The 26,076-nt window shown below is 66.4% G+C and carries 19 protein-coding genes and 1 pseudogene; 10 read left to right on the top strand and 10 right to left on the bottom strand.

The genetic code is table 11. The features are described 5' to 3' along the window. From DB30_RS10940 to DB30_RS10925, 3 genes are all read left to right on the top strand, one after another. The coding region (locus DB30_RS10940; RefSeq protein ID WP_420870652.1) for a Mu transposase domain-containing protein at positions 1–846 on the top strand (846 nt) is incomplete at its 5' end. After that, positions 843–1,601: an IS21-like element helper ATPase IstB gene (istB, locus tag DB30_RS10935; protein WP_052548338.1), complete on the top strand. Its 759-nt coding sequence runs from the start codon at positions 843–845 to the stop codon at positions 1,599–1,601. The genes DB30_RS10940 and istB, both read left to right, overlap by 4 nt. 356 nt (positions 1,602–1,957) lie before the next feature. Next, entirely contained in the window at positions 1,958–2,257 is a 300-nt protein-coding gene (locus DB30_RS10925) for a hypothetical protein (RefSeq protein ID WP_052548336.1), read from the top strand. A gap of 194 nt (positions 2,258–2,451) precedes the next feature. Here DB30_RS10925 and DB30_RS10920 read toward each other — a convergent pair whose 3' ends face one another. Then, positions 2,452–4,578, bottom strand: a complete 2,127-nt coding sequence (locus tag DB30_RS10920; RefSeq protein WP_052548335.1) for a type VI secretion system Vgr family protein — start codon at positions 4,576–4,578, stop codon at positions 2,452–2,454. Positions 4,579–4,633: 55 nt separating this feature from the next. On the opposite strand from DB30_RS10920, the gene DB30_RS10915 reads away from it, so the two are divergent. From DB30_RS10915 to DB30_RS10900, 4 genes are read left to right on the top strand one after another with little or no spacing between them, the layout of a single operon-like run. Beyond that, positions 4,634–5,968, top strand: a complete 1,335-nt coding sequence (locus tag DB30_RS10915; protein WP_052548334.1) for a hypothetical protein — start codon at positions 4,634–4,636, stop codon at positions 5,966–5,968. A gap of 3 nt (positions 5,969–5,971) precedes the next feature. Beyond that, positions 5,972–7,012: a DUF2169 family type VI secretion system accessory protein gene (locus tag DB30_RS10910; protein ID WP_052548333.1), complete on the top strand. Its 1,041-nt coding sequence runs from the start codon at positions 5,972–5,974 to the stop codon at positions 7,010–7,012. After that, positions 7,009–8,055 carry a hypothetical protein gene (locus DB30_RS10905; protein WP_052548332.1) on the top strand — a complete coding sequence of 349 codons (1,047 nt, stop codon included), beginning with the start codon at positions 7,009–7,011 and terminating at the stop codon, positions 8,053–8,055. Before DB30_RS10910 ends, DB30_RS10905 begins: the two co-directional genes overlap by 4 nt. Position 8,056: 1 nt before the next feature. Continuing rightward, positions 8,057–8,437 (top strand): DUF4150 domain-containing protein, encoded by a 381-nt coding sequence (locus DB30_RS10900; RefSeq protein ID WP_052548331.1) that lies wholly within the window; start codon positions 8,057–8,059, stop codon positions 8,435–8,437. A 29-nt stretch (positions 8,438–8,466) separates the two neighbouring features. Here DB30_RS10900 and DB30_RS10895 read toward each other — a convergent pair whose 3' ends face one another. The 6 genes from DB30_RS10895 to DB30_RS10870 form a co-directional block, all read right to left on the bottom strand. After that, entirely contained in the window at positions 8,467–11,529 is a 3,063-nt protein-coding gene (locus DB30_RS10895) for a hypothetical protein (protein ID WP_052548330.1), read from the bottom strand. A 96-nt stretch (positions 11,530–11,625) separates the two neighbouring features. Continuing rightward, entirely contained in the window at positions 11,626–12,240 is a 615-nt protein-coding gene (locus DB30_RS10890; RefSeq protein WP_146658486.1) for a hypothetical protein, read from the bottom strand. Between the two features lie 62 nt (positions 12,241–12,302). Then, positions 12,303–13,604 carry an AAA family ATPase gene (locus DB30_RS10885; RefSeq protein ID WP_052548328.1) on the bottom strand — a complete coding sequence of 434 codons (1,302 nt, stop codon included), beginning with the start codon at positions 13,602–13,604 and terminating at the stop codon, positions 12,303–12,305. Positions 13,605–13,699: 95 nt separating this feature from the next. After that, positions 13,700–15,448 carry a hypothetical protein gene (locus DB30_RS10880; protein WP_052548327.1) on the bottom strand — a complete coding sequence of 583 codons (1,749 nt, stop codon included), beginning with the start codon at positions 15,446–15,448 and terminating at the stop codon, positions 13,700–13,702. 22 nt (positions 15,449–15,470) lie between these two features. After that, positions 15,471–17,291 carry a hypothetical protein gene (locus tag DB30_RS10875; RefSeq protein ID WP_052548326.1) on the bottom strand — a complete coding sequence of 607 codons (1,821 nt, stop codon included), beginning with the start codon at positions 17,289–17,291 and terminating at the stop codon, positions 15,471–15,473. Between the two features lie 195 nt (positions 17,292–17,486). Beyond that, positions 17,487–19,061 (bottom strand): OmpP1/FadL family transporter, encoded by a 1,575-nt coding sequence (locus DB30_RS10870; RefSeq protein ID WP_146658485.1) that lies wholly within the window; start codon positions 19,059–19,061, stop codon positions 17,487–17,489. 90 nt (positions 19,062–19,151) lie between these two features. Between DB30_RS10870 and DB30_RS10865 the strand changes: the two genes are divergently transcribed. Further along, the gene (locus tag DB30_RS10865) at positions 19,152–19,904 is read left to right on the top strand and encodes a hypothetical protein (protein WP_052548324.1); all 753 of its coding nucleotides are present in this window, start codon (positions 19,152–19,154) and stop codon (positions 19,902–19,904) included. 767 nt (positions 19,905–20,671) lie between these two features. Beyond that, complete coding sequence (locus DB30_RS42220; RefSeq protein WP_240480204.1) at positions 20,672–20,914, top strand: hypothetical protein; 243 nt, start codon at positions 20,672–20,674, stop codon at positions 20,912–20,914. Between the two features lie 90 nt (positions 20,915–21,004). On the opposite strand, the pseudogene DB30_RS43075 reads toward DB30_RS42220, so the two are convergent. Both DB30_RS43075 and DB30_RS10855 read right to left on the bottom strand, forming a co-directional pair. Next, positions 21,005–21,496 (bottom strand): annotated as a pseudogene (locus DB30_RS43075) (DUF2169 domain-containing protein); the annotation flags it as partial. A 127-nt stretch (positions 21,497–21,623) separates the two neighbouring features. Further along, positions 21,624–22,433, bottom strand: a complete 810-nt coding sequence (locus DB30_RS10855) for a hypothetical protein (RefSeq protein WP_052548321.1) — start codon at positions 22,431–22,433, stop codon at positions 21,624–21,626. Between the two features lie 1,252 nt (positions 22,434–23,685). Here DB30_RS10855 and DB30_RS10850 point away from each other — a divergent pair. Beyond that, a complete protein-coding gene (locus DB30_RS10850; RefSeq protein ID WP_146658483.1) occupies positions 23,686–24,564 on the top strand; it encodes a hypothetical protein in 879 nt (292 codons plus the stop codon). On the opposite strand, the gene DB30_RS10845 is transcribed toward DB30_RS10850, so the two are convergent. Beyond that, entirely contained in the window at positions 24,561–25,475 is a 915-nt protein-coding gene (locus tag DB30_RS10845) for a hypothetical protein (RefSeq protein ID WP_146658482.1), read from the bottom strand. The genes DB30_RS10850 and DB30_RS10845 overlap by 4 nt on opposite strands. Positions 25,476–26,076 lie beyond the last annotated feature (601 nt).

Genomic DNA, 26,076 nt, shown 5'->3' with positions numbered 1-26,076 from the left:
GGCCGCGGGCTCAACAAGCGCTTCGGCGACGTGTGCGAACACCTGGGCTTCAAGAAGGTCAGGCGGATCAACGTCAAGAAGGCCAATGAGAACGGCGCGGTGGAGGTCCGCCATCGCCGAACCAAGAGCCTGATCCGACAGGCGCTGATCCTCCGCGGCAGCAACGACTTCGAGAGCGCGGCCGAGTACGAGCGCTTCGTTCAACAGACCCTCGAGCACGACCACAACCGCCACATCGAAGGCCGACTGCTCGAAGAGCGAGCGCATCTCAATCCGCTCCCGATCAAGCCGGTCCCGACCTACACGGTCGAGACGCCGAAGGTCCGACGCTGGAGCACGGTCAGGGTCCGCTGCCGGATCTACTCGGTGCCGTCTCGACTGATCGGCCACCAGGTCGAGATCCGGGTGTACCCGAACACGATCGAGCTGCGCTACCGCAACGAGCTCGTCGAGGTCTTCCCGCGGCTGCGAGGAGACCTCAATCACAGGATCGACTATCGCCATGTGATCGCGTCGCTGGTGCGCAAGCCCGGAGCCTTCGCCAACTACCGCTTCCGCGAGGAGCTGTACCCGACGCTGACATTCCGTCGAGCCTACGACGCGCTGGTGGCCACGCACGGAGATCGGGCCGACGTCGAGTACGTCCGGATCCTGCACCTGTCGGCGAAGACCATGGAGGCCAATGTCGAGGCCGCGCTCGCGCGACTGCTCGATGCTCGTGGTGGTCGCCTCGACTACGCCGCCGTCGAGGCGCAGGTGCGACCGCGTGAGTCGGAGGTCCCGGTGATCAACATCCCGAGCCCGACGCTCGAGGACTACGACGCCCTGATCGGAGGTGCCGCGTGAGCAGGCGAACCGCAAACCACGCCGAGCTGATCACCGAGCTTCTGCGCAGCTTCAAGCTGACGGCTGCGGCCGAGGAGCTCGTGCCACGCCTGGTCACCGCCGGCCATGACCAAGCGCTGGCCACGATCGCCGAGGTCCTCGGCCTCGAGGAGGATGCCCGACACGAGCGTCGGGTGACGCGGCTTCGTCGGGCCTCGAAGCTGCCCGAAGGCAAGACATTCGAGACCTTCGACGATAAGCGGCTCGGCCAGCCAGTGCTCCGCAAGATCCGGGAACTCGAGAGCGGCGCCTTCCTCGACGAGGCGATCAATGTCCTCGGCTTCGGATTGCCGGGCGTCGGTAAGAGCCACCTGCTCGCGGCCCTCGGTCACGTGCTCGTCTCTCAGGGGCGCTCCGTGCTTTGGACACCGACCTACTCGCTGGTCCAGGAGCTGCTCGCCGCCAAGCGGGATCTCGTGCTGCCGAGGAAGCTGCGCAAGCTCGACAACTTCGAGCTCGTGATCCTCGACGACATCGGCTACGTGAACCAGTCGCCCGAAGAGGCCGAGGTGCTCTTCACCCTGCTGGCCGAACGCTACGAGCGGCGGTCAACCGCGCTGACGAGCAACCTGGTCTTCAGCGAATGGGATCGGATCTTCAAGAACAAGATGGCGACCTCGGCCGCGATCGATCGCCTGGTGCATCACTCGGTGGTCCTGGAATTCGACGTGCCGAGCTACCGGACCGAGAAGGCCAAGAGCAAGAAGAAGGACTGATGATCATGAGTGGGCTGCGACCAAGCTCGAACGACAACTACCCCTCACGCGTGGTCGCCGTGGGCGAGGTGAGCAAGTCCCGCACCGGCAAAAGTAAATGTCGCTGACCGGCAAATTTAATTGACGTCGAACAGCCCACGCACGCCTCGTGGATGAATCAGATCGAAATCTGGTTTTCGATCCTTCAGCGTCGAGTGGTCCGGCACGGTGACTTCATGAGTGCGGCGCACCAACGCCGACGGGTGCTGGGCTTCATCGGGTGCTGGAACCGCGACGAGAAGCATCCGTTTCGCTGGACATGGCGCTCGGACTGGCGGCAGCATGAGCTGCGAGCGACAGCGTGAGGGGCCCGAACCATGCCCGCCAAGTACAATGCCGAGCCACAACACGCCTCACGGGTCGAGGCCCTGCTCCACAGCCGCGGCGTCGAACACGTCCGCGCACGCAAGCACGGCGCGACCGTGGTCGTCGAATCAGGCCCCGAGGACGATCCCGTCAAGTACTTTCGCTTGCGCCGTGATGGGGTCCACCTGTGGTGTCTCGACATGAACGTCCGCGGCGGCCGATGGGAGCGCACGCCGTTTCGAGACAACATCGATGTGCTGGTAGCGACCGTCGTAGAGAACTTCCCCTGGGTCCTAGCCGATATCGCCTGACTCCGCTGTCGCCGAGTACCGACCTTGGCGGTTGCGGTGTGGTGCTCGAGGCAGGCCCCCTCCACTCGCGCGGCCTGCTTTCGATTCGCAGACGCGATAGATGATCTCGGCGAAAGCGTAGCTGTGGAAGAGAGCCGCCGAACAGACCGTGGTCGTTCGTCCCGAAACCCGGAACGGACTTCAGATCTGATGCACTAGTTCTCAGCCACTTCCTGACCCTTGATCACTACATTACCCGAGCCCTTGACCAGCACGTCTTTCCCCTTGATCTGGATCTTTCCGTCCTTCTTCAAGGTGATCGAAGCGTCCCCGCACTTGAACACCATCTCCTCGGCGGCCTCGACGATCACCTTCTCGTCGCCCTTGATCGTCAGCCGATCGGTGACCTCGAGCGAGTAGGTCTTGGCGCTGGTCACCGACATCGCGTCGGCGCTCTCTACAGTGAGCTTGTTTGACGCGACCGACTTGTCGCCGGCCACGGTCTCAGTGGCGTCGCCGCCGACGCTCACTGTGTGATCTTCGCCAATCGCGGTGCTGCGGTTGGTGCCAATCCGCTCGTCGAGCACGGTCCCCACGATCACGCTCTTGGCCACGCCCACGGTCTCGAGCGCGCTGGCGCCGATCGCATCAGTGCGGCTCAGACCGATCGTCTCGACTTGGTTACAGGCAACGGTGAGGGTCTGGTTGTTGCCGATCTGTCCGGTCTGATCGTGCCCGATCGAGAACGACTCGTCGTGACCAATGGTCTCGCGCCTGTCGTTCTCGATCTCGATCGTCCAGTCCTTCTCGCCGTGTAGATAGATCTCTTCGTCGCCCGCGGCGTCCTCGAAGCGCAGCTCGTTCGACCCGCCGCCGCCCGGCGACGACTCGCTTCGCCACCCGCTCTGGGTCTTGTGGTCGGGCAACGCGAACGGCGGCGTGTGCTCGGTGTTGTAGACGCAGCCGGTCACCAGCGGGCGATCGGGGTTGCCCTCGAGAAACTCGACGACGACCTCCATGCCGATCCGCGGGATGAACTGCGCGCCCCATCCCATCCCTGCCCAGCTCTGTGAGCACCGGACCCAGCACGAGGCGTTGGCGGCGTAGCTTGGGTGCTCCTGCCAATAAAACTGGACGTGGATCCGGCCAAGCTCATCGGTGTGGATGTCCTCGCTCTCGGGCCCGGTCACGATCGCCGTCTGTGGCCCGTACTCGCGCGGCTTGGGGGTCTTCGCCGCTGGCCGGATCGGCGCGTCGAAGGGCACGCACTCGAACTCGTTCATGTACGCCTCGCCGGCGGTGCCGGCGGTGCTGACATTGACCTCGGCGCCGCTGTGGCGAACGTGGGTGACCAGGTACTCCTGCTCGAGATCCAGCCGGTAGTGACCCATGACCCGAAACCGCAGGCCGGGGCGCATCGCGGTGACGTTGCTGCGACCCCGCGCGACCCGAGCGCCAAGCGCTGCCGCCAAGCGCTGATCCTTGGCCCGCTCCTCGAGCTCGTCTTTGATGAAGCGCCGGGTGCCGTGGGCAAACACCCGCCGGTCGCGGCCGCGATCGTCGGTGCCCTCACTGTGTGCGCTCAGCAGGTGCCGCGGGGTCTGCCAGTCAAAGTCGCGGCGCAGCACGCTGGTCGAGCCAAGCTCCGTGCTCCACTCGAACTCCTGGATTGACTCGACGTCGGCCTCGCCTGGGTTGCTGGTGATGATCGGCAGCTCGGCGCCGCCGTGGTCGCTCTCGAGCTCGGCGTATTGCCCGTTGGCGTCGCGCAGGGTGAGCCGCTCGAGCTTGGTCTTGGCCTCGTGGATGAACTCGTACGAGATGCCCTCTTCCTCGAGCAAGCGCGAGACAAAGTCGAAGTCCGACTCGCGATACTGCACGCAATAGTCGCGCAGCGTGTGCCCGCGCGCGATGCCCTGGCGGTCGAGCTCGCGCCCATAGTCGCCCAGTCCAGCCCCCAGGACCTGCTCGATGATCTCGATTGTCTCGATCTGCTGCCAGATCCGCGAGTTCACGCTGCGCCGCAACACGGCCGCGGCGGGGACCACATGAAAGCGCAGCATCAAGTGGGGATCGCCAACGCCCAAGAAGTCGATGCGGGACACCAGCCCGCACACGGCCCGGCCCTGGCCCTGGCCCTGGCCGCGGGCGAGGGTCAGCGCCGCGTCACAGCCAAGCAGCGTGTCGGTGTCAAAGTGCTCGGCCTCGGTCCGCGCGTCGATGACCGCGCGGTAGGGCTCATTGAGCGCCTCGGTAATGCTGACGCGGGTCACCTGCCACGTCGCCTCTGCGTGGTCGGACAGCGAGAGCTCGTAGCTGACGGGCGAAAGACGTTCGGGCATCGATTGGCTCGCGGGGCGTCTAACAGCGTATAACACTTGGCGAGTTCGAGGGCCGATGAGCGATGTCATCTGGGACATCATGAAAGAGCACCTCGACGAGGCCGAGTTCCTCGTCGAGACCTGGTCGAATTGTGTCGACTCGCCCAAATTCAGCTATGCCAAGCTGCGCGCGGGGCCAGAGGAGCGGTTGCTGGCGCACCTCGAGGGCCTGCGCATCGGTGGGCCCAGCGTGGTGCAGCGGCTGCTGCTGCCCGCGCTGAGCGAGCTCGACGACGATGAATTTCGCAGCGCCGCGGTCTGCTTGGCGATCCTCCACGGAGCTGGGGTCGAAGCCTGCGAGCAGCTGCTGGCGAGCTTCGATCAGGCCGAGGCGGTCGGGCACCGGGGGCTGGTGCGGGGGTTCTCGCTCAGCCAACGCGACGGGCTGGTGCCGTGGTTGGGGCGTGATCTGGATCGGCTGGGGCCGCAGGTGCTCGCCAGCCGGCTGCGGATCTTTGCGGCGCACCGGGTCAACGCGGGTCAGCAGCTGATCGCGTGGTTGGGCGCCGAAGACCTGAACCTTCAACGTGCGGCTGCACAGCTCGCTCGCCACACGGGCGCCCCGTCGGCGCTGCGGCTGCTGCATCCAATGATGCAGCACGAGGACGACGCGCTGCGCTGGGCCGCGATCGAGAGCGGGTTGATCCGCGGTCAGATGCCCGCGTGGCTGGCGGTCCCGCGCGAGGCATTCAGCCGAGGTCGTTGGCAGCGCGAGGCGCTGGGGTGGCTGGCGATGCTCGGGGACGCGTCGGTCCACCAGCGCTTGCTCGCCGCGCTGCGCGACACACCCACGCCAGCGCTGGTCTGGGCGGCGGGGCTGAGCGGGCGGCCGGCTGCGGTTGATCTCGCGCTCGAGCTACTCGAGGAGCCGCGGCTGGCCCGGCTCGCGGGCGAGGTCGTGTGTGCGGTCGCGGGGCTGCGGGACGATGAGCCGGACCACTGGCTGGACCGTGGCGTGCGTGTCGGCGAGGCGCCCGAGGACGGCCTGCCGCCGCTCGACCGTGACGACCTCGACCAAGCGGTGATCCAAAGCGGCGACGACAAGCTGCGGCTGCCCAACCCGGACGCGCTTCGGTTTTGGTGGGCGCAGCGTCGGGGGCAATTTGATCCGCAGCTGCGCTACTCGAATGGGGCGGCGCTGGATCTGCCCGCGCTCGCGCGGAGCTTGGCCGTGGTGCCGACGCGGCGTCGCCACCCGCTGGCGCTCGAGCTCGCGGCCCGGTCGACGGGCAGGGCACAGATCGCAACTTGGGCGCTGATGGGGGCGCAACATCGGCAGATTCAGGATGTGTTCGCGCGGCTGGCGTTCGCGGACTTTCAGCGCGGGCTGGGGTTGTCTGTAGGTTCGTGATTCATGCTGCAGCTACGAAACACCTCGCCCTTCGTGGCAACGATCTTCGCTACCCCAGACAGTCGCGGCGTCGACACGATCGTCGCCGTGCTGAAGGCCAGCTTCGTGGTCACGGACACGCTCGAGATCGCCGAACACCAGCGCCCGATCACCCTCGCCGACGCATACTGGGGCGACCCCACCGCCAGCAGCCTCCGCTACCCCAACGAGCTTCACCTCCCCAAGCCGGCCGCCGACGTGATCGTGCTTGGAGACGCCTGCGCGCCGCGGGCCCAGGCGATCCCCCAGCTCGACGTCAGCGTGCGCGTGGCCAACTTCACCAAGCGCGCGCGGGTCCACGGTGATCGCAGCTGGGTCGAGTACGGCGGTCACGTTCAGCCAAGTCGACCGCGCCCGTTCGTGCGCATGCCGATCACCTGGGAGCGCGCGTTTGGTGGCCGCGACCTGAGCGGCGCGCAGCTGGCCGAGCCGCGCAATCCAGTCGGCGTGGGCTTTGTCGGCGCGCGCAGGCCCGAGCACATGATCGGTCAACCGGTCCCCAACATCGACGATCCCGCGGATCCGCTGACCTGGCTCGGCCAGACCCCGCAGCCGGCCGGCTTCGGGGCGATCGCGCCAAGCTGGCAGCCGCGGGCCGCGTACGCGGGCAGCTACGACGCGAGCTGGCGCAAGCATCAGGCCCCGTTCTTGCCCACGGACTTCGACCCGCTGTTCTTCTGCAGCGCATCGCCGGGCCTGAGCTTCGCGGCGGGCCTGCGCGGCGGCGAGCTGATCGCCCTGACTGGCTTCCACCCCGACCAAAGCTGGCAGTTCGCGCTGCCGCGCTGCCGGTTTGAAGTTAGCGCGGTCGTGGCCGGGGCGACGATGGTGCTGGATCCCGTGCTCGACACCGTCGTCGTCGAATCAGGTGAGAGCCAGGTCGACCTCGACCTCACCTGGCGGGCGAGCCTGGCCGTCGACGAGCAGCTGCTTCGTGTGTCCCGCGTCGACGTCGGCCTCGCCGAGCTCGACGGCGCAACCGAATCACGAGGACAAAACCCGTGACCGAAGCGCTCGCTGTCGTGCGTGTCGGGGTCTGCTCCCCGATCGGCCTGGACACCCGGCAGACCGCCGCTTCGATCCGCGCTGGGATCACCCGCAAGCGCGAGACGTGGGTGCTCGACGGCGAGCTCGAGCCGGTCGTGATGGGTCACCTCGCCAACGCCTACTTGCCCCCGATCGCCCAGGCGCTGCGCAAGTGCGTTCGAGCCAGCCCGCTCGAGCCGCGACTGCTGCGGCTGGCGACCCGTGCGATCCACGAGGCGCTCTCGCGCGAGTTCGCCAACGTCGAGCTGCCCGCGTTCTTGGCCGTCCCGCGGCCGCTGCCGGGCTATGCGTTCTTGTCCGAGCAGTTCCTCCCGATGCTCGCGGTCCAGACCGAGCGGCGGCTCGCGCTGACCTCGAGCCGGCTGTTCCCCGACGGCCGCGCCGGCATGTTCACCGCGATCACGGCCGCCCGCGACCAACTGCTGATCCCCGGTCACGCAGAGTTCGTGCTGGTTGGCGGCGTGGACAGCCACCTCGACCACGAGCGGATCGCCGCGCTCGAGCGCGACGGCCGGCTGCGCACCCGCGGGCCGCAAGACGCGTTCACCCCCGGCGAGGCGGCCGCGTGCTTCGTGCTCGCGACCGCGGCGACCTGTCAACGACGGGGCCTGACCCCGCTGGCGTGGATCACCGCGGTCTCGCTGGCCGCGCCCTGCGAGCCTCGGCGCACGACCCTGGCGACAGCGTGCAGCCGTGTGCTCGACCCACCTCGCGGCGAGGGTCAGCTGGTCAACCTAGTCATGGCCGGGCTCAACGGTGAGAGCAGGTCGGCCAACGCGTGGGGCGTCGCGTTCGTGCGCAACCGCGAGCACTTTGCGGAGCCGCTGCGGATCGAACACCCCGCGGAGTACGTTGGCGACTGCGGGGCCGCGCTCGCGCCGTTGATGCTCGGCGTCGCACCGCGCTTCATGCAAGCTGGGATCGCGCCCGGCCCCACCCTGGTCTGGGCCTGCTCGGATCCCGGCCACTGCGGCGCGCTGTTGCTATACGCTAACCGTTGACATGGCTCAGCGAACCTTCGCCAACGGACGCGGCGTCGCCCACGGCAACAGCGGCGGCATGAGCATCGTGTTCCCCGACGTGTGCCTGACCCCAGGCCCCGCCGGGCCGGTGCCGATCCCCTACCCCAACATCGCGCGCTCGGCCGACACCGCCGACGGGCCGGCCACGATCACCTGCGACGGCGCGATGCCGATGAACAAGGGCGCCAAGTACAGCAAGTCTTCGGGCGATGAAGCTGGCAGCAGCGGCGGCGTCGCAAGCGGGACCAGCCGTGACGCCGCGGAGTTCATGCTCTACTCCTTCGATGTTAAATTCGAGGGTAAGGGGGCGTGTCGGCTGGGGGATCCGTTGTTTCACAACAACAAGAACACGCTTGGTTGAGCGCGCCCGTTCGCTTGGCTCATCTGTAGTCACTGTTCGCGCGCAGGCCCGTACGTGCTCGCCAAGCTCTGGATCCGCGCCTCGAGTTCGGCGGTCTCGACCTCGCGCTGGCGCATCTGCTGAAACTTCGCCGCGAAGCTGGTCGGGTTCCCGTAGCGGGGCGTTGTGTAGTTGTCCCCCGCGCCAGGATCTTCACGCATGTCGGCGAACCAACTCTCGAGCTGCAGCTTCACGGCCCCGGGATCCGCGACGATGCTGGTGTGCACGTGCGCGGCCGGCAGCCGCAGGTAGTCGCCGATCGATCCAAACGCGAGGCTGTCGCGACCGAGCCGCAGCGCGTTGACGTGGCACTCGATCGCCACCGACCCAGGCTCGAGCCCGGCGATGCCTAGCCGCGAGCCCAGCAGCACGGCCCCCTGCGCGCGGCCGCGCCCGATCACCGAGTCGATCACCACGCACCCGCGCACGCTGCCGTCGTCCGGCACCCGCGAGTCACCCACGAGGTAGTTGCCGTGCCGATCCGGGACGACCCCAACAAAGCCGGCGAGCTCGCGGGCGAACTCGCCTTGCTCGCCGTCGACCGCGAGCGCAGACCAGACGTCGCGGGCCCGGCTGAGCTGGCCAATGTCGCCCCAGTAGGACTCCGCGCCAATGTCGACCACGACGATCCGCAAGGGGTGACCGCGCTCGGCCTGGATCCCCCGGCGCAGCTCGGCCACGCGCGCGTAAAAATCGGGACAGCGCTCGATCAGGGCCCGCAGCTGCGGGTCACGCTCGAGCTCGGCCGCCCACGCGGCCTCGTCGTGGGTCAGCGCCTCGAACAGATAGCCGTCGACATCCAACCACCCTTCGAGGTCACCAAACACCCGCTCGGCGTGCTGCAGGAACAGGTGCGAGAACGCGGGGCTGCCCACGTGCACGAAGCTGTTGACCCGCCGCTCACCCTGATGCTTGGCGAGCTGGTCACGCAGCTGGGCGAGCGGACGCCGACGCAGCTGGACGATCAGATCGCGCGAGCCAGCGTCGGCGAGCAACCACTCCTTCGAGCTTGCGAGCGCCTCTTGTCGCGCGTTGGCGACCAGACCATCCACACCGCCATCGAGCTGAATCGCCGCGCCAAACCGCACAGCGTCGACGTCCGCGAGATCATAGTCGAAGGCCGCAGCCAAGCGCGCGGCGACCTGCGGCTCGTCCCCCCACTTCCACGCGACCCCGCGAAAGCCGTGGTGCTCGAGCGCCCACGCCACGAGCGTCCACGTCCACACCGACGCGGTCCCCCCGTCGAGCCACACCGGACCGAGCGGCCCATTCACCCGGACCGGGACCGGAAACAGCGGCTTGATGCCGTGCAGCCGCTGCGTCAGCGGGCTCAGCCGCGTGCCCTTGCCCGGCAGCATCACCCCAAGCGTGACGCGATCGGGATCGAGGCCGCCATCTCGCTCACGCTGGCTGCGCAGCGCGTCGAGCAAGCCCAGCAGCTGTCCGCGTCGGGTCGCCTCTTCGTGCACGTAGATCTTCGTGGCCCCGTCGGCCCGGAAGATCGCGGGCGTCAGCGCCCGCAGCCGGGCCCGCAGCTCGCTGCTGTCACCCGCGTTGACGATCGCCATGACCTGCGACGGGCCAGCGGACTCGGCGACGAGCTGGCGGGTCTGCGCCAGGTTGTCGAGCTTGGCCTCGTCCACACTGAACGTCCGCAGCTCGCGGGTTGGCTGATCCTCGATCGGCATCGGGTAGTAGGCTGGCGGCAACGGGATCGTGACCTGCACGACCTCGCTGTCGGACGTCTGCGCGTCGAGTCGCAGACGCTGGATCCCAGCGGGCAACAACATCGACTCCCCCGCTCGCAGCACGCCCCAGTTCACGTCGTCGGGGCCCTGCAAGCGAACGGATCCACGGATCCCATGCAGCGTGCTGGGCATGCCGTCGGTCAGCGCGTCGACCGACAAGCCGGGGCGCGGGCACAGGTGATCGATCACGAACGCGCCACAGCTGACCGTTCGAAACACCCCCGGCCGCCCCACGACCGGCGTCCGCTCGCACACGAATTGCTCCGCCCGCGTGGCCTGGCTGGTCATCGTTGCGAACGCCTCGTCGATCGCCAGCTCCCGAGCCGGGAAGCGCACGTGATCCCACGCGCGATGGGTCGTGCCCGGCCGCCGGACCTCGAGCATGAGCACGGCCCGCCCCTCTGGATTGCCCAGGCAGTGAACCTGCGCCGAAGGTGTGACCTCTGTGCTCGCCCCCGGCGGATCGGCGTTGAAGATGACCATGCCGGGAGCCAGCTCGATGACGTTGAGCGAGTCGAGCATCGCGCGGTAGCAGCTGTCGAGCACCTCGAGCGACTCGAGCAGCCGCGGACGATCGCCCGGCTTGTGCAACAGCGGGGTCAAGCGCTCGCCCAGCCGCGCGACCGCGTTCGGCTTGCCAAGCAGCTCGGCCAGGATCGGGGCGTAGCGATCCTCGGACACCCAAAACAGCGCGCCCAGCTGCTCTTGCGTCGCCCGGGCAGCTCGCAGCATCTGCCGCATTTGCTCACTGTTCACGTTGTGGTTGAAGCCGACCCGCAGCGTCGCCCCGGGATCGCAGTTGATCACCACATACGCCTCGGGGTTGCCGGGCGGGTGACTCTGGACCGAGAGCAGGCCCTCGACGTCGAGCAGCTTGGGCAGCAGCGGAATGTTGGGCCCATACGCGGCGAAGAAGCTGCGCCCGAGCACGGTCTCGCCCGCGCGCCCAAGCAGCTCGCCCAGACCCATCGACGATCCATCGGCGAACTCGACGATGCTGGGATAGCGCGCGGCCTCGGGGTCGTCGGGGTAGGCCGAGACCTCGAACGACTCGCCGTAGCGACCGGGCCGCGTCGCGCCTTCGAGGCCCTTGAAGGTCAGCAAGCTGCGACCGCCCCACGGGCGCGGCACCAGGTTGTCACGCCGCAGCCGCAGCGGCTCACCCGCGAGGCGCTCGAGCACTTGCTTGACCTCGCCGCGGGCGAGCCTGCGCAGCTCCCCCGTGTCGTAGGGCACCGTCATGTCCTCGTTGATCGGCGCGGTCGACTCGTCGGACTCGAGCTCATCGATCCTGTCCTTCGGCATCCCGCCAAGATTACTCTACCTCGGCCTCGAGACGTCACCCTCGCCACGCCGGCCTTGGAGTTCACGCGGCCGCTTGCGAGCGCCAGCTTTCCTGCGTCACGGCGCGGACAGGCCCGCGCGACGCCGTTCCACCACGATGCGCTCCCGTAGCCCTCGGGCCGGCTCCGTGAGCTGCTCGACGGGCGCAGCGAACAAACGCTCGAGCGCATCGGCGAGCAGCGGGTCAAACCGCCGGACCGTACGGATCTGGAACTCACCGTTTCGATAGCACCCAAGCCACGTTTCCCGGAGGCGCACAATCTTCGGGTGCTTCTCCAAGTTGAGCCGGTCCAGGGTCTTGATCGCTCGCTCACGCTCGAGGTCTGGGATGACGTCGGTCAACTCCACCCGCAGGCTTGGCAACACCAAGCGAAACCACCCCGCCTGCACATCATAGGGATCGAGCATCCCATCCACCGCCTGCTTGGAGCTGTTGAGCTCCGGCATCACGTAGCGATAATTTTCCCAATCATAGATCAGCGCCAGATCGCCGCCCGCAGCGAGGCACCGCCGCGCGCTGACGAAATGCTCGACCTGGCCACTCGTGATGAACACGCCAGCCCACCCACAGCGCTCGAGGAAGGTCCTGCGCAGGTGCGGCTCGCACCACCGCCAGTAGGGTGGCGGCGTCCGATGATAGGTCCGCGCCGTAGTCTTTTCGATCCAGGCCATGCCGACCTGACGAACGTGCTCATTGAAGCCATCTGGCTCTCGCTCTGGTCGTCTGACCGGAATCACGAAGCCACGTCCTCGCTGCTCACGAACCACCGCGCCCAAAACGTGTCGCTGGCCGCGAGCACACGCCGGAGCTCTTCATCGAGCGTGCGCTTGTCCCGAAAGCGCTCTGGGATCTCGTCAACCCGACCTTCCATGAACGCATCCGCCCAACGGATCGCCTGTTCGCTCTCTAGCGATCCGCCGCGATCAAACCCGAACAGCTCGGAGGTCAGCCAGCCAACGGCATCGCCCTGCTTTACCCACGCGTGCTCGTCAACGACCACATCGCCACCGCGCGCGTCAAAATGAAACAGCCGATCGCGCTGCGGATCGACCAAGAGCTCCCCCGAAGCCAAGACCAACGGCGAGTGTGTGGTCACGAACAGCTGAACCCGCAAGCTGGGATCGAGCTCGTTGGCGACCGCCACGATCGCGGGGAGCACCGTCCGCTGCCACCGTGGGTGAAGGTGCAGCTCGGGCTCGTCCACGAGAATGAACAGCTCCTGTTGAGGGACCAAGCGCTTGAGCTGCGAGACCTGCAGATGCTCGTGCCAGGTCCACACGAGCAAGTACGCGAGCTCGAGCACCCGCCGCATGCCCGCGGCCGCCAAGGTCACCGGAACCGGCTCGCGCTCCCAGGGCGTGTGCAGCGTGGGGATCTCGCGCGAGTCCCCAACGAACACCCGACGCGGTGCAGCCATCGTCAGCGGTTTCCCGCCCGGCGGCGACAACACCTCGAGCACGCGCTCGAACGCCGCGAAGGGATCGGGAGCCGGCGGGGCGGATGGCGACCCAAAGCCGGCGACCGGACGGCTTCGCATCCAGTTGACGACATCGCGGATCAGCCCGTTGCACACGGGTCGCCCCGAGCCATCCACCTTGCCCTCCCACAGCTCCGAACCCTGAAACCGAAACGCGTCGGGCTCTGTCGCTCGATGCTCTACATCTGGAAATGACGGGGGAAACACGCTGCGCCCATGGACGAAGCTCGCCTGCCGCTGCGCCCCAACGTAGATCACCGAGCCTCGTGGCGCGCGCTTGTGGACCCCGTCCCACCGCCAGGCTTGATCCGCGAACTCGAAGTGTGCCCTCCCACGCTCGTCCGCCGGATCGCCCGCCTGGTACCAAACCTTCGGTGCCTGCCCGCTCGGCACCGCGAGCGGCCCCGCCCAACTCCCCGTGAGCAGCCACCACACGAGCTCGAGCACGAAGCTCTTGCCCAGCCCATTGTCCCCCGTCAGCACGTTCAGCCGCTCGCCAAACTCGAGCGTCATGTCCTTCGCCGGGCCGACGTCGTGGGTTTGCAGGCGCCGCAGCATGGTCCGCCATTGTATCGGCAGACCACGCCAAGGTCGAACGCGGCCAGCGTCCACGCCGCTCGAGCTGCGGACGCCTGCTCGGCCGGTGTTTGCCGTCAGTTCACCCGGGTCACGTCGAGCGCGAGCCGGTTCGCGCTGGGCTTGGCCGCGACGTCGATCCGATACACCCGTCCCACGTCGTCTTCGACGAACAGCACGTCCCCCGCCGCGATCCGAACCTTCTCGTGGGTGTCGTCGCCGTCGACGTTGGCCGTGCTCGACAGCTTGTTGGTCAGGGCCGCGTCCGCGAAGAAACCCGGGTTTGCGTACGCATAGGGCCGCGCAGGACCGCTGTCGTCAACGGGGATGTCGTCGGCCGTCACGAAGAACAACCAATCGCCCTCCCACTGCGCTGAGCCGCCCGGCTTGGGCTTCCAGTAGTAAAAATCGGCGAACCCAAACGTGTTGGCGGTCAGGTTCTCCGCGAGGTCCTGCAGCGCGACCGGATCCGCGGCCATGTTGGTGCGGATCTCCTCGACGATGTCCGCGGCCGCGACCCCAAGCGGGACGTCGGACAGGGTGAACGCAATGTCTGCGTCCCCTTCTTGCAAGCCGCCGTCGTGCAGGCGCACCTGCGCGAGCTCGAGCACGACATCCCACGCGTAGCTTGGCGGCGGCGGGTTGCCGACGTTGTTGAAGGTCTCGAACTCGACCCAATGGTTGTCGTCGATGCAGGCCGAGAACGCCTGCACGCCGGTGCCAAGCTCGTAGTTGGTGCAGTGGTTCGAGATGTCCGCTGCCGAGAGCATGGTCATCTCTGCGACGACCCGCTCGAACTCCCACGGCGGCAGGCTCCACGCCGGTGAGTTGCCAGTTGGCAGCGGATCTTGGCTGGTGCCGCTGGCGATGAACTGATCATTCTCGACCATCACCACCGTCATCGACGAGATCGACGGACTCGCGACCAAGCCCTCGACCTGCATCCAATCGGGGTCGTCAACCGGGAACACCGACTCGATCTGGCTGGCGATGCTGTTGACGCTGGCCCCGCTGACGTCGGTTAGATCCGCGCCTTTGTAGGGCAGCGGGTTGAGGTTGACCTTCACGGTCATCGCAAATTCTTCTTCGATCACCGACAACCCGGTCGCCTGCTCGATGAACCCGGGGTGCTCGCCGAACTCGGTCATGGTTGGGCCAAAGCGCATGGCCAGATCATCGAAGTTGCTGACCACGTCGCCCAAAGTGATCGGCAGCGAGTTGGGCGCGACCGCCCACAGCCCGTCGGGGTGCGCGGCGTCGACCGGCCCATCGCGCAGCTGCGTGGCCGGGTGGCTGGCGATCAGCCCCTGCACCACCGCCTGGGTGTTGGCCTCGATCGAGATGAAATTCTCCGTCACGCCGATCTCGAAGATGTCGCTCAAGGCCTTGGCTGGCGGCAGCCCAACCGACGACGACAGGCCGATCAGCTCTTCGAGCGAGGTGCCCGACAAGTCCACGTTGTCAGGTGTGATGTTGAGCAGCGTCCGCATGTTCTGCGCCGCCTGGGGCAGCTGCGAGACCTGATCCGGCGGCAGCTGCTTGAGCTGCGTGAGCGCGTTTTGGACCAGCGGGGTCAACTCGAGATCGAGCAGCCAGACCCCGTCCAGGGTCGCCTGCGGCATCGCGCGTAGATCGTCGAGGGTCAGCACCTGCTCGAAGCCCTCGACGTCGAAGCGCAAGTAGCGAAGCTCGATCCGCCGGGTCTCGGACACGGCGATCTCGGCTTGCGGTGGGTCGTCCTCGATCGTCAGCGGCTCGATGCAGCCGCCAAGCAGCAGCATGGAACCAACGACGATGGCGCTGAGCGTGTTCGTGATCTGCAACATCCCCACTTGCTCCCGACCTGCTCTAGTTGTCCCGCTTGGAGACGTAGGCGGTGACCTCGGTGAGGTCGCCAGCGGGGGCGACCACGCGGATCTTGTAGCTGCCGCCCTCGTCGTCGGCCGCGTACACGACGGTCTCGCCCGGATCGATGCGCAGCTTCTCGTGCATCGTGTCGCCGACCCCGTCGATCGTCGTGGACGACAGCTTCTTGGTCAGGCCCGCGTCCGCGTAGAAGCCCGGCGTGGCCCAGTTGTAGGGCAGGCCATCGAGCAGGTCCGGGGGCGCGACCCAAAACAGATAGGGCACGCCATCGTCGGCGCGGCGATAGTAGAAATCGACGGGCCCGCTGTTTTCTTTGTAGTTGCCCAGCAAGTAGCCCGCGATGTCCGACGCCTGGGCCTGCAAGAACGGCCGCACGGCGGCCTCGGCCTCGGCGCCCGTGATGCCGCACGGGATGTCTTCGAGGGTGAATTCCACGTTGGCCGCGCCCTCGGCGAAGCTGGCCGGGCCCTTGGGATCGAGGTGGTGCAGGTTGTGCTGCGCGACCTCGTTGATCAGCTCCCACACGTACTGGGCCGGCGGCTCGTCGAACAGAAAGCCCAACGGCACATTGAACACCGCCCAGCCCCCCGGGTTGCCGTCTTGGCCGACCTCGACCAGATCGACGAACAACTTGGTGACCACGGTCTCGAGCGAGGCGTAGCGCAGCAGACCTGCGTACGCGACCATGTACTCGAGATCCCACTTGTCCAAGGTCCAGACCAGTCCGTTGCCAACGGGCACGTCCGGCGCGTTGTTGATGCACGCCGGGCTGACCTCTTCGGTGCACGACTCGATGAAGCCGTTGTGCTCGAAGATCGCAAACCGCAGATCCAGGCTCGGGCTTGGGTTGAGCCCGGTCATCGAGAATTTTGCGGGATCGGTGAAGTCGAACTCTGCCTCGTCATCGAAGCTGGGCCCGGTCACGTCAACGACCACCGAGATGAAGTCCTTGCCGCCCGACAGATCCACGCCGTCGAGCACCCGCAGGTTCGACTCGGCGATGACCTTCATCTCGAAGTCGGGCCCAAACACCTCGCCGTGGGTGGGGTAGTCCGCGACCAGCACGCCCGGGTGATCGCCGACGGGCCCGAGCCGGGTCGACATCGTTGCCATGTCCGTGAGCGCGTCGGCGAGGGTCACGACCATCTTGCCGTCCGCCGACACCTCGGGGTGGGTCGCCAGCAGGTTGGTCTTCATTGACGCGACGACCGACTGGGTGTCCAGGAACTCGCCAGTCTTCGGGATCCCCAGGCTCTCCGCGAGCATGCCCGGAAACCCACCGGTGAACAGCGACAGGAAATTCGTCACCCCCTCCACGCCCGCGAGGCTGGTTCCGTTGACCACCGAGTTGGCCGGCGTCATCGTCAGGATCCGCACCATCGAGAACTCCGCGGAGCTCTGCCAGTTGCCGCCGCCAAACGACTGGCCCAGCGTCGTCTGCGAGCAGTCGTGGTTGGGGTCTTCGCTGTCGAGCTGCCAGTCGTCACCGCACGCGAATTTGATCGCGTTGAGCGTGTTGGTGAGCAGCGGTGTCGAGTCGAGCTCGAGCAGCTCGATGTCTTCGGCGACGTCACCGAACAGCTCGCTGACCTCATCGCGGCCCATCTGCAGGCTCAACGGCGGCGGCGCGTCGTCGTTGAGGCGCAAGGTGATCTCGGCCTCGGCGCCAAACTGCGCGTCGCCGTCCGAGTCGCCCGACTCGTCTTCGGCGGTGTCACCCGTGTCCCCGATCGTCCCCGCCTCGCCGCTGCCGCCGATGTCGTCGCCGCCGCACGCGGGCGCGAGCAGGCACAGCAACAACATGGGGGAACCAAATAAAAACGAGCTAGGGGCGTGCGACATACAACTCCTCGACCCAGGCAATCTACCATCCTCGCGGTCGGGTCGGGGGGCCTGCCGAACGACGTGCTTGCAGCTTGCGCTATGGGCGCCACGCAGTTCTGACGCCCTGACAGCCCAAGGAGCAAACCAATCTCGGGCGACGGTGGCCCGCGAACGTCAGCCCTTCCCCTTCAGCACCTTCCCACCATTTCCAAACTTCACGATCAGGTGCAAGTGCCCGCCACCAAGCACCAAGTCATAGGTTCCATTGCCAAGATCGAAGTCCGAGGTCGTCACCGTCCGCGGCAAGATCCCCTGCACCTCGCCATCGGCCATCAACCCGATCCGCTCGTTGATCGCAACCGCGACCCCCAGCGCCCCGATCAACCGATGCCCATCCGGCGAGGCCACGTCAATCGTCGCGTCGGGGCTGGCCGGCGAGTGATAGCCCAAGGTGCCGGACACCCGCACGCGCTCGCGCTTGTCAACGGTCGCGCGCACGCTCAGCTCGGCGTGGACGGTGCCCTTCCAATCGCGGCGCAGGGCCACCTCGGTTCGGCGGGGCAGGCCGATCTCGGGCTGGGCCAGATCCGGCGAGTCCAGGGTGATCACGAACGCGTCTAGATCCGACCAGAACACATACGCAAAATTGCCGTCGACGCGCAGCCGCTTCGAGATGTCGTACGCGATCCCAAGCATGATCCGCTTGGGCAGGCGAAAGCTCAGCTTGGCGTCACCGGCGACCAGCGGCGGGAACGCCAAGCCCTGCCCGGCGAGATCTTGCGTGAAGAACTCGTCGTTCATGTCGAGCTGAAATTGCCCGTTGACGTTGAGCCGCGAGCCGTGATCGTAGGTCAGCCCCAGCCACAGCGGATCGATCGGGTTGGCCGCGAGCGCCACGTTGAAGGTGGCGTTGTGCGAGTAGCCGTCGGTGAGCGCGAACGGCCGGGCGAGCACCGACAGCTCGCGCACGGTCGAGGGCGCGGTCTCGCCAAAGTCGTTGGGTTGGTTGATCGGCGGGTTGGCGAGCGCTTCAGAGAAGATCTCGACCGCCGCGAAGTCCTGGACCCGGGTCAGCGACACGATCCCCAGCACGTAGGTTGCGCTCGCGCCAAGCGACACCCGCTCGTGCAGCTTGACCCCGAGCCCAGCCGAGATCCGCGCGACGGCGATGAACGCGTCTTGCAGGGCGAAGCGCTGGTCGCCATCCGCCGGGAAGCTCAGCGGCGCGGCGTAGGGCACGTAGGCGCCAAACCCCAGCGTCAGCCGATCTTTGATGACCGGCGCCGACACGAACAGGCCCGCGTTGGGCGAGAAAATTGGCGAGGTCACCCGCGGGTAGGCGCCCGGCTTGTTGGGGTCGATCGCGGCCGGGTCGATCGGCTCGGCGAATTCGAGCGAGTCTTCGAACTGATAGGCCCCGAGCCGATCGCGCTGGTAGCCCACGTGGCCGCCCACGACCCCGAGCGTGATCATGACTTCGCCCTTGTTGGCGAAGCCCAGCATCGCCGGGTTCCAGTACAGCGCGGCCGCGTCGTTGGTCGTGGGGCTCGAGAAGGTCGTCCCGATCTGCGGCACATCCAACCCCGAAGCCCAGGCCGACCCAGGGGCCGCCAGCAACAGGGCTCCGCTCACGGCCCCCGCGACAGCCAGTCCGAGCCCCCGACCGAGCCCCCGCCCGAACCCCAGTCCGAGCCCCCGACCCAGGCCCAGTCCGAGACCCAGTGCGAGCGGGCCGGCGCGAAATCGCATGGTGGGGATGCTCGCACGAGTGGGCGCGTGCACGCCAGCAGGTCCACACTCTGCTTCATGGATCTGGCGTGATCGACTAAATTGCTGGGGATGGACGAGGACGATCGGATCAAAGCGCCAGAGCTTCAGGGTCGGGCGGCGGTGGTGGCGATCTCGCTGGTGATCCTCGCGCTCGCCAGCGGCAGCGCGTGGGGCTGGTACTACGCGGGTCCGCTCGGCGGCCTGCTTGGCGTCCTGCTTGGCACCGCGGTCGGTGCCCTGTTGTTCACGATCGTGCGTGCCATGGCCTCGGGACAGCAGTTCGAAGAGCCGCCCGCGCCCGACGTCCGTGAACTTCCGCCTGATCAAGCCATGCAAGTGTTGACGGCGCTGATGGCCGCCAGCGCCAGCGGCTCGTACGCGCGACTCGAGCTCGAGGGCGGCCTGCTCGCCGAGATCGCCAAGGCACGCACACGCGCCAAGGGTGGCGACCTCGAGGGGGCGATGGCCCAGCTGCGGGCGCTGCAAGAAGAGCACCCGCGATCGCCCGCGGTCCCGCTCGAGATCACCCGGGTCCTCGCAGATCACGAGGCCCATGACGAAGAGCGCCAGCGGGCCGTCGTCACCACGATCAGCTTGGCGATTCGTGGCGGCATGAACCGACTGGCCGCCGAGCTCTACGAGAAGCTCGACCAGGACAAGCGCGACAAGCTCGAGCTCGACGACGCGGTCTGGGAGCGACTGGCCAAGGTGTTCGCGGCCCGCGACGACAGCGAGAAGGCGGCCGAGTGTCGGGCCCGGGTGCAGTCGCCAAGCCACCTCGTGGATCACCTCGCAGAAGACTCGATGGTCGGGGAGATTTAGTCATGACCCCCACAGCCGGTTTCGCACTTCGCAGGTCACTCGCTTCGCTCGCTCCCGACGGGTAGGCTGTTCGCGGGGGCATGTGTGGCCCCCTCGAAGGGGGCTCTCGCCTGGGCACCAACGGCGGGGCGGGTGCCTCGCCATCTACGTGTCGGGCTTCTCATGACCCCCTCGCTCCCAACGGGTTGTTTGTTCGCAGGGGTATGATTGGCCCCCTCGAAGGGGGCTCTTGTCTGGGCACCGATGGCGGGTGCCTCGCCATCTACGTGTCGGGCATCTCATGACCGCCTCGCTCCCAACGGATCGTTTGTTGGCAGGGGGCTCTCGTCTGGGCACCAACGGCGGGGCGGGTGCCTCGCCATCTACGTGTCGGGCATCTCATGACCCCTCGCTCCCAACGGGTTGTTTGTTCGCAGGGGTTTGATTGGCCCCCTCGAAGAGGGCTCCTGCGCACGGTTGGGCCTGGGGTACTTGCTGACCAACAGGGACACCGCGGCTTCGCCCAGATGCGGCCATCGGGATTGCGTGCACAGAGCAACAGCCCGGCGTGCTCGAGTTGCGCGACGGTGACGGGATCGACCAACGAGTCCATCGCGCCCACGAGAACGTAGGGGACCGTCTCATCGGCGAGTAGCTCTCGCGCGGAGCCGAGCGCGTGCATGACTCCGGCCCGACCCGCGACGATCCCCCCGCGCTCAATCACATCCAGCCGGGCCCGACCGACCTCCGCGCTCAACCGAGACAGCCGCTCCCCAACCTGTGCCTGGATGTGCCTGCCATGTTCGTCCGGGCTCGGCAACGCCAACACCAATGGGATCGACGACACGCCCAACTCGAGCAGCGTCGGCAGCACCTCGACGAAGGCCGCCTCCGTGAGCGCCAAGGTCCGCTCGGTTCGACCCGCCCCGGGCTCGAGGTGGGAGCTCTTGCTGACGCTGAAGTCGGTCTCGTCGTCGAGCTCGAACTCGTTCAGCCCCGCGCGCATGGCCGCCAGCGCGGCGGCTGAGTAAAGCCCCACCGGGCACGCCATGCCGACGGCGGTGATCGTCGGAGGGATCCTGGATCAGCTGCTGCGGCTCCTCGATGTTTGGCAGGGCCTGATCGACAGCCGAGCTGAAGCTGGGCACGAGGCCCAGGCCGACCGGGTTGCGCTCCGAGGCCTCGCGGATGGCTCCGCGCGCGCCTTCTACAAAGCCGCCGAAGCTGCGCTCGTAGACCAATGGCATGCGCTGGAAAGGCACGGGCGAACTCGGGCGCAGGCCGGTGATCGTGCGGTGCCATTGCCGATCACCGAAGGCCACAGCCGTGCGTCGGCAAGCGCCAACGCGGACCTCGACCACGGCCTGCGTCGCTGGCCTACCGCCAGGCGTCCAGGCTTCACCGCCGACATGGATGTCCGTACCAGCACGCGGGCTCGAGGCCAGTCCCTCCCACTTTAGACTCGAGCTGCTGGCCACCCCATGATATTCGTCCTCGAGCGGCGGGAGGGCTTGTCGTTCACTGATAGATACCTCCGCGTGTGCGCCCGGAGAGGGCAGGTCAAAGCGCCCCGCCACGATGACCAGCACGGATTCGAGGTTCTTCGACGTCATGAATGGCATGCGCGCCGCCGCGAAGGGGGTCAGGTTGTTCAGCAAGAGGCTCCGTCGACAAACCAGCTTCCGCGGCTTGTTTGCGTGGGGAACTCATCTTTGATCTCTTCGACGAGGTGCGGGGTCTTCACACTTTGTCCCCGCCGATGAACCACTTGCCGCCGTTGTTCTGTGTGGGGAACTCATCCTTGATTTCCTCGATCAATGCCAAGACACGCCTGCGGTCGTTGGATCCCGCGAGAATGCACACACACGTATCGTTGTAGATTTCGGCTTCGAGCGAGACAGGATCTGTGTGTTGCCCAAACCACGTCCCCTCGCTACCCGGCAAGCACGCCTGCCACCCCATCCAGCGGAACAGACGAAGAAGCTGCTGCCACCCAGCGGCGATCTTAGGGGTGGAAAAGTGCAGGTTGAGGGCGTACTGGTGCGCGTTATTTAGTTGCTCGTAGTCTGCGTAAGCACGCAACTGAACGCGGTCCGTAAACCGCTCGACCACGACGCTGCCGACCTCAGGCGCGTCCACGTAGGGGTCGAAGAACTCATGGTCGATCATCACCGGGTCGTCTCGCTCTCCTCGCTGTAGATCGAGATAGTAGTCCCCCCAGCCGCTCGCGTCGTCTTCATGTTCCTCTTTCAGTCCTGCGATCCGTATAAAGCGTGATTGGGGATACGATGTCGGGCCGCCCGGAGGCATCACTTTGTGGAGCAGCAGCTCCTGTACGGTCGAGTAGTGCGCCCAGCTGAGTTCGAAGCCTCCGTGGTCCTCCCCCATCAACTCGAGAAAATCGACGTACGCACGTGGCAGCTTGGCTGCGTGTATGGCCTGGAGCTCCTGGATTCGCTCGGGCGTCGCGCCGCGGATCCGCCCGCGAAAACCCGGATCGCGCTCGTCGATGAACGCGATGATCTGCTGCCAGTCGTTGGCGCTCAGCATTTCCAGTCTCCAAGATCACAGAGCAGGGCTGGAAGAATGAGTTGGCGTTGCGCTGGCGAATCCGACATCAAGGACTGGGAATCACGCGGGAGGGTTCATCGGGAGCCAAGTCCCCCACTGCCGCACTCTTCGAGGTAGCGCTCCAATGCGCCATCATCGCCGCGGCTCAGTCGTTGGAGTCGCTCGCAGTGGCTTTCTTCGACACCGACTCCGTTAGCACTACTCATGAGCTCAGAGATATCCACCTCGTCGCGTACCGGCATCGGAACGGGTGTCGTTGTGATGGTTCCCCCACCCATCATTCGCTCGCCGAGTAAGGCGCGTTGGATAGCTTGGGCACCGTCGTCTTCGTGAGCCTCTTCGACCTGGTCGACCTCGTTGACCTCGGGAACTCCAGTACCTCCCGACGGACTGTTGGGAAGCTCGGCGGTTGGCTCGAGTGAGGGAGGACCTTCTTCACGCCCGCTTTCATTTTCTGGAAGCTCGTCCGGCGTGGGGAAGTCCTCGTCGGTCGCTGTCTCCCGAGGCGCTTCCGCCACCGACGGCTCAGCGACCGAAGGCGGTTGCTCTGCGACGCTCTCGGATTCCGTCGAGTCACAAGCGACGACAAACATGAAGCACACAAGAGGGCTCACCCAACGAAGTCTCATGTGGGAATGATACGTCAGCATGGCCCAGAGTTTCCTCCACCTTCAGTCATTTTCCGTGAGCCTGCGGCGCCGGCGCCGTCGAGTTGCCCGCTCGAATGGAACATCACCGCATCGGTGCTTGCGCCGACGGAGAGCGCGACAAGCGCGACTGCGAACATGAGCGACACGCCCATGTTTGTTGATGGTCGCCAGAGAACGCGGAATTCCGAGCAACAACCCGAAGACCTATCCATCTGCGCACCCACCGCAAAACGCCAGAAGTTCGCGCTCCGACCCCGAACCAAAAAAGAATGGGTCTGGGCCGAAGCAGAAAGAAGACCGGCACAAACCCAAACCTCGTGGCTGAGGTGACCTGGGTATCTCTGCTTCGGTCCGACCTGTCCAGTTTTTGGCGCTGGCGGGTGGCACCGAGGGATGGACGGCGTCGAGATCTCGATCCGCCACAATCTAGCGATCTTCCGGGCGATCCACTGGGGCGCCCGTCAGGTCTCGGCGTCGACCGTCGAGTTCGACCCGCGCGCCGATTGGTGGCGTCGGCCGAGGACGCACCGCTCGGTGTGTGGCCGCGGCGTTGCGTGGAGGTAGTCCAGATCTCGGCCAGCTTGCTGAGGGGAAAGCTCGGGGGCAATCTCGATCTTACGGTCGCTATCTGCAACCGGGAGAGTGACAATCCGATCGGGATCAGGGCCGATTGGCGGGGGAGCGAGGATACTCTACAGGAAGCCGGCGACAACCCGCGCGCGAACGATCCCGAACTCCGGCGCGCGGACATCGACCTCGAGTTCATCGATACGGTCATCAGCCACTCGGGGACGTCTGAGGCGGGGGACTCCTGGGAGGCGCCGTCCGAGTGCGACCTGTGGGGGAATCGAGACTGGTCAATCAACTACGTGGGTGCTGCCGGAGGTAGCGAGGGCGGCGCGATCCAGGGAATGACGGGTGCTCTGGAAAATCGCAACACCGGAGCCCGCAGGACCTGGATGCTAGGAGCAGTCGGTGCCTCCGTGGGGGCGCCCGTCAACTTGACGGCGAGTTTTCCGGGGTGGACCGATTTCGAGACACACGAACCCATGACGTTTCATGATTTTGATGGCGTGGGAGCCAAGGTGATTACCGACGCGCTCAGTATCGTATTCGGCCGTGGGTGGGTCCGCCTCTCCTACGATGACATCTTCACCAGGCCGGACCCAATCGAATCGGAGGGTTGGCTGTTCGGTCTCGACGTTGGGATTACCGCGCTGCAAGGCTATTTCTCGATCCAGGGTCCAACACGGCCGTGTGATGACACCCACGAGACCGAGGTGAGTGGGATGACGACCCCCGTGACTTCGGGGAACGTGGAAGGCTCCTCGTTCTTCCATCGCGCGCTGTTCGAGACCGGTCACGCAAAGTTGACCAAAAATGAAGACCTCCGTCTGAACGCGGCGTTGTCCGCGATGGTCCAAGAACACCAGTTGCTCGCCGAACACGACGACCTCTAATCGCCCGTGACGCCGAGTCGATCAGGCTGCGTGTCGAGTTCGAGGATCTGGTACATACCCACCGTTCGGTCGCCGGCCTTGCCGAAGTGCTGAAGTTCGAGCTCGAACTCGAGCCTGCCGCGCGTCGGTAGCGGGTCCGAGAGCAGAAGCTTCGGCGGCTCCGTGGAAGCCATCGATCGCAGCTCGAAGCGACCCCGGATGTTCGGCGGGCGCAAGCTCGAGTCCTCGGGCGAGGTTCGCTCGAAGACGATCGTCACGCTCGTCTCGTCTAGCTTGGTGAGCACGTATTCGCGTCGCTCTTTGGTCTTTGAATCGGTCGTGACCCAACGAGCACCGACGCCAACCGGGAGCCCCGGCAGCGGCAGCAAGAACACGTCGAGGACGGCTGGGATGTCCGGCGTCAGGCGCACGCCGTCGCGGTTGGCGAGGATCTGCAGCGGATGACCATCCTCGACGCGTACGCTCCCTCGGACGCGCAAGAACGCGGCGTCGCGTGCCTCGAACACTTCCTTCATCTGTGGGGGGCTCGGCTTCTTCGGGCCATTGCCTTCGCCGGTCCCTTGCACCGACTTGACCGCAAATTCATGGATCGCCGGACCTTCAGCGGGTGCCTCCCCCCGCCAGTCCAACTCCACGACAAAGTACGTAGGCAGGACCTTCCCTCCCTCCGCAGTGGGCTCGCGCTGCGAAACGCTGATCCGCACGCGTCGCTCGTGGGTGCCAGCGTAGCTCAGTTGTCGGCGCGGAGTCTGCCCCGGATCTTCGACCACGAGTTGTCGGCCGCCGAACTCGAGCACCCGCTGCGTATCTTTCGGTGCATGATCCGCGGGAGCGGGGCTCGGGCTACCGCAGGCGATCGCCCAACTCGCGGTCAGGATGCAGGCGAGGCTCGTGATACGAGGGGGCGACACACCGCAAATCCTAGCAGCTCCTCATCCAGTCCATTACCCTGAGCCAAAGCGGAGCCGTGTCTCGCGCCGTCTAGACTATTTGTCCTGGCCCTGCGAGTCCCCGTCTTCACCCGCTCTACCGGGTCACGTAGATGGCGAGCAGAGCAGCTGGTCGTCGTCCTCGGCCAACGGGCCGACGCGCTCGCAGGCTGTCACGAGGCTCGGCCTCGACGCCACGCGCCGAGAGGTGCTCGAGGAAGATCCGCGCTTGGCCACGGGGCTCGCAGCTGCAGGGTCTCGCCTCGGGAGCCGCGCAGACTGACCTCTAGCGTTTTGCCGGCGGCTTCGAGTAGCTGGCCGTCCTCGCGCTCTTTGCGAACCCAGTTGGGCCAGCCCTCGGGGCGGCGCGTCGAGTCGAAGGTCGTGCCCGCGACCGGGCGCGCGCCGATCAGCACTCGCGCCGGAGGCTTGGTCGCTTTGGTCTGCGCCGAGGCTTTGGCTGATACGTCACCATCACCCGCAGCCGGGGCGGGCTTCGCCCTCGCTATCTCCGCCGCTTCGCTCGCTGTTCCTTGGCTTCGCTCCTCGGGGATGTTTGTCCGCGGGCGCATGTGTGGCCCCC

Source organism: Enhygromyxa salina, from assembly GCF_000737335.2.
GTDB lineage: Bacteria > Myxococcota_A > Polyangia > Nannocystales > Nannocystaceae > Plesiocystis > Plesiocystis salina_C.
This window is presented reverse-complemented; position numbering and strand designations above follow the sequence as displayed.

Excerpts from the sequence above, each read along its gene's own strand:
- DB30_RS10925 (WP_052548336.1), top strand. The coding sequence starts at position 1,958 with ATGCCCGCCAAGTACAATGCCGAGCCACAACACGCCTCACGGGTCGAG.
- DB30_RS10920 (WP_052548335.1), bottom strand. The coding sequence starts at position 4,578 with ATGCCCGAACGTCTTTCGCCCGTCAGCTACGAGCTCTCGCTGTCCGAC.
- DB30_RS10915 (WP_052548334.1), top strand. The coding sequence starts at position 4,634 with ATGAGCGATGTCATCTGGGACATCATGAAAGAGCACCTCGACGAGGCC.
- DB30_RS10910 (WP_052548333.1), top strand. The coding sequence starts at position 5,972 with ATGCTGCAGCTACGAAACACCTCGCCCTTCGTGGCAACGATCTTCGCT.
- DB30_RS10900 (WP_052548331.1), top strand. The coding sequence starts at position 8,057 with ATGGCTCAGCGAACCTTCGCCAACGGACGCGGCGTCGCCCACGGCAAC.
- DB30_RS10895 (WP_052548330.1), bottom strand. The coding sequence starts at position 11,529 with ATGCCGAAGGACAGGATCGATGAGCTCGAGTCCGACGAGTCGACCGCG.
- DB30_RS10890 (WP_146658486.1), bottom strand. The coding sequence starts at position 12,240 with ATGGCCTGGATCGAAAAGACTACGGCGCGGACCTATCATCGGACGCCG.
- DB30_RS10885 (WP_052548328.1), bottom strand. The coding sequence starts at position 13,604 with ATGCTGCGGCGCCTGCAAACCCACGACGTCGGCCCGGCGAAGGACATG.
- DB30_RS10880 (WP_052548327.1), bottom strand. The coding sequence starts at position 15,448 with ATGTTGCAGATCACGAACACGCTCAGCGCCATCGTCGTTGGTTCCATG.
- DB30_RS10875 (WP_052548326.1), bottom strand. The coding sequence starts at position 17,291 with ATGTTGTTGCTGTGCCTGCTCGCGCCCGCGTGCGGCGGCGACGACATC.
- DB30_RS10870 (WP_146658485.1), bottom strand. The coding sequence starts at position 19,061 with ATGCGATTTCGCGCCGGCCCGCTCGCACTGGGTCTCGGACTGGGCCTG.
- DB30_RS10865 (WP_052548324.1), top strand. The coding sequence starts at position 19,152 with ATGGACGAGGACGATCGGATCAAAGCGCCAGAGCTTCAGGGTCGGGCG.
- DB30_RS42220 (WP_240480204.1), top strand. The coding sequence starts at position 20,672 with ATGTGCCTGCCATGTTCGTCCGGGCTCGGCAACGCCAACACCAATGGG.
- DB30_RS10855 (WP_052548321.1), bottom strand. The coding sequence starts at position 22,433 with ATGCTGAGCGCCAACGACTGGCAGCAGATCATCGCGTTCATCGACGAG.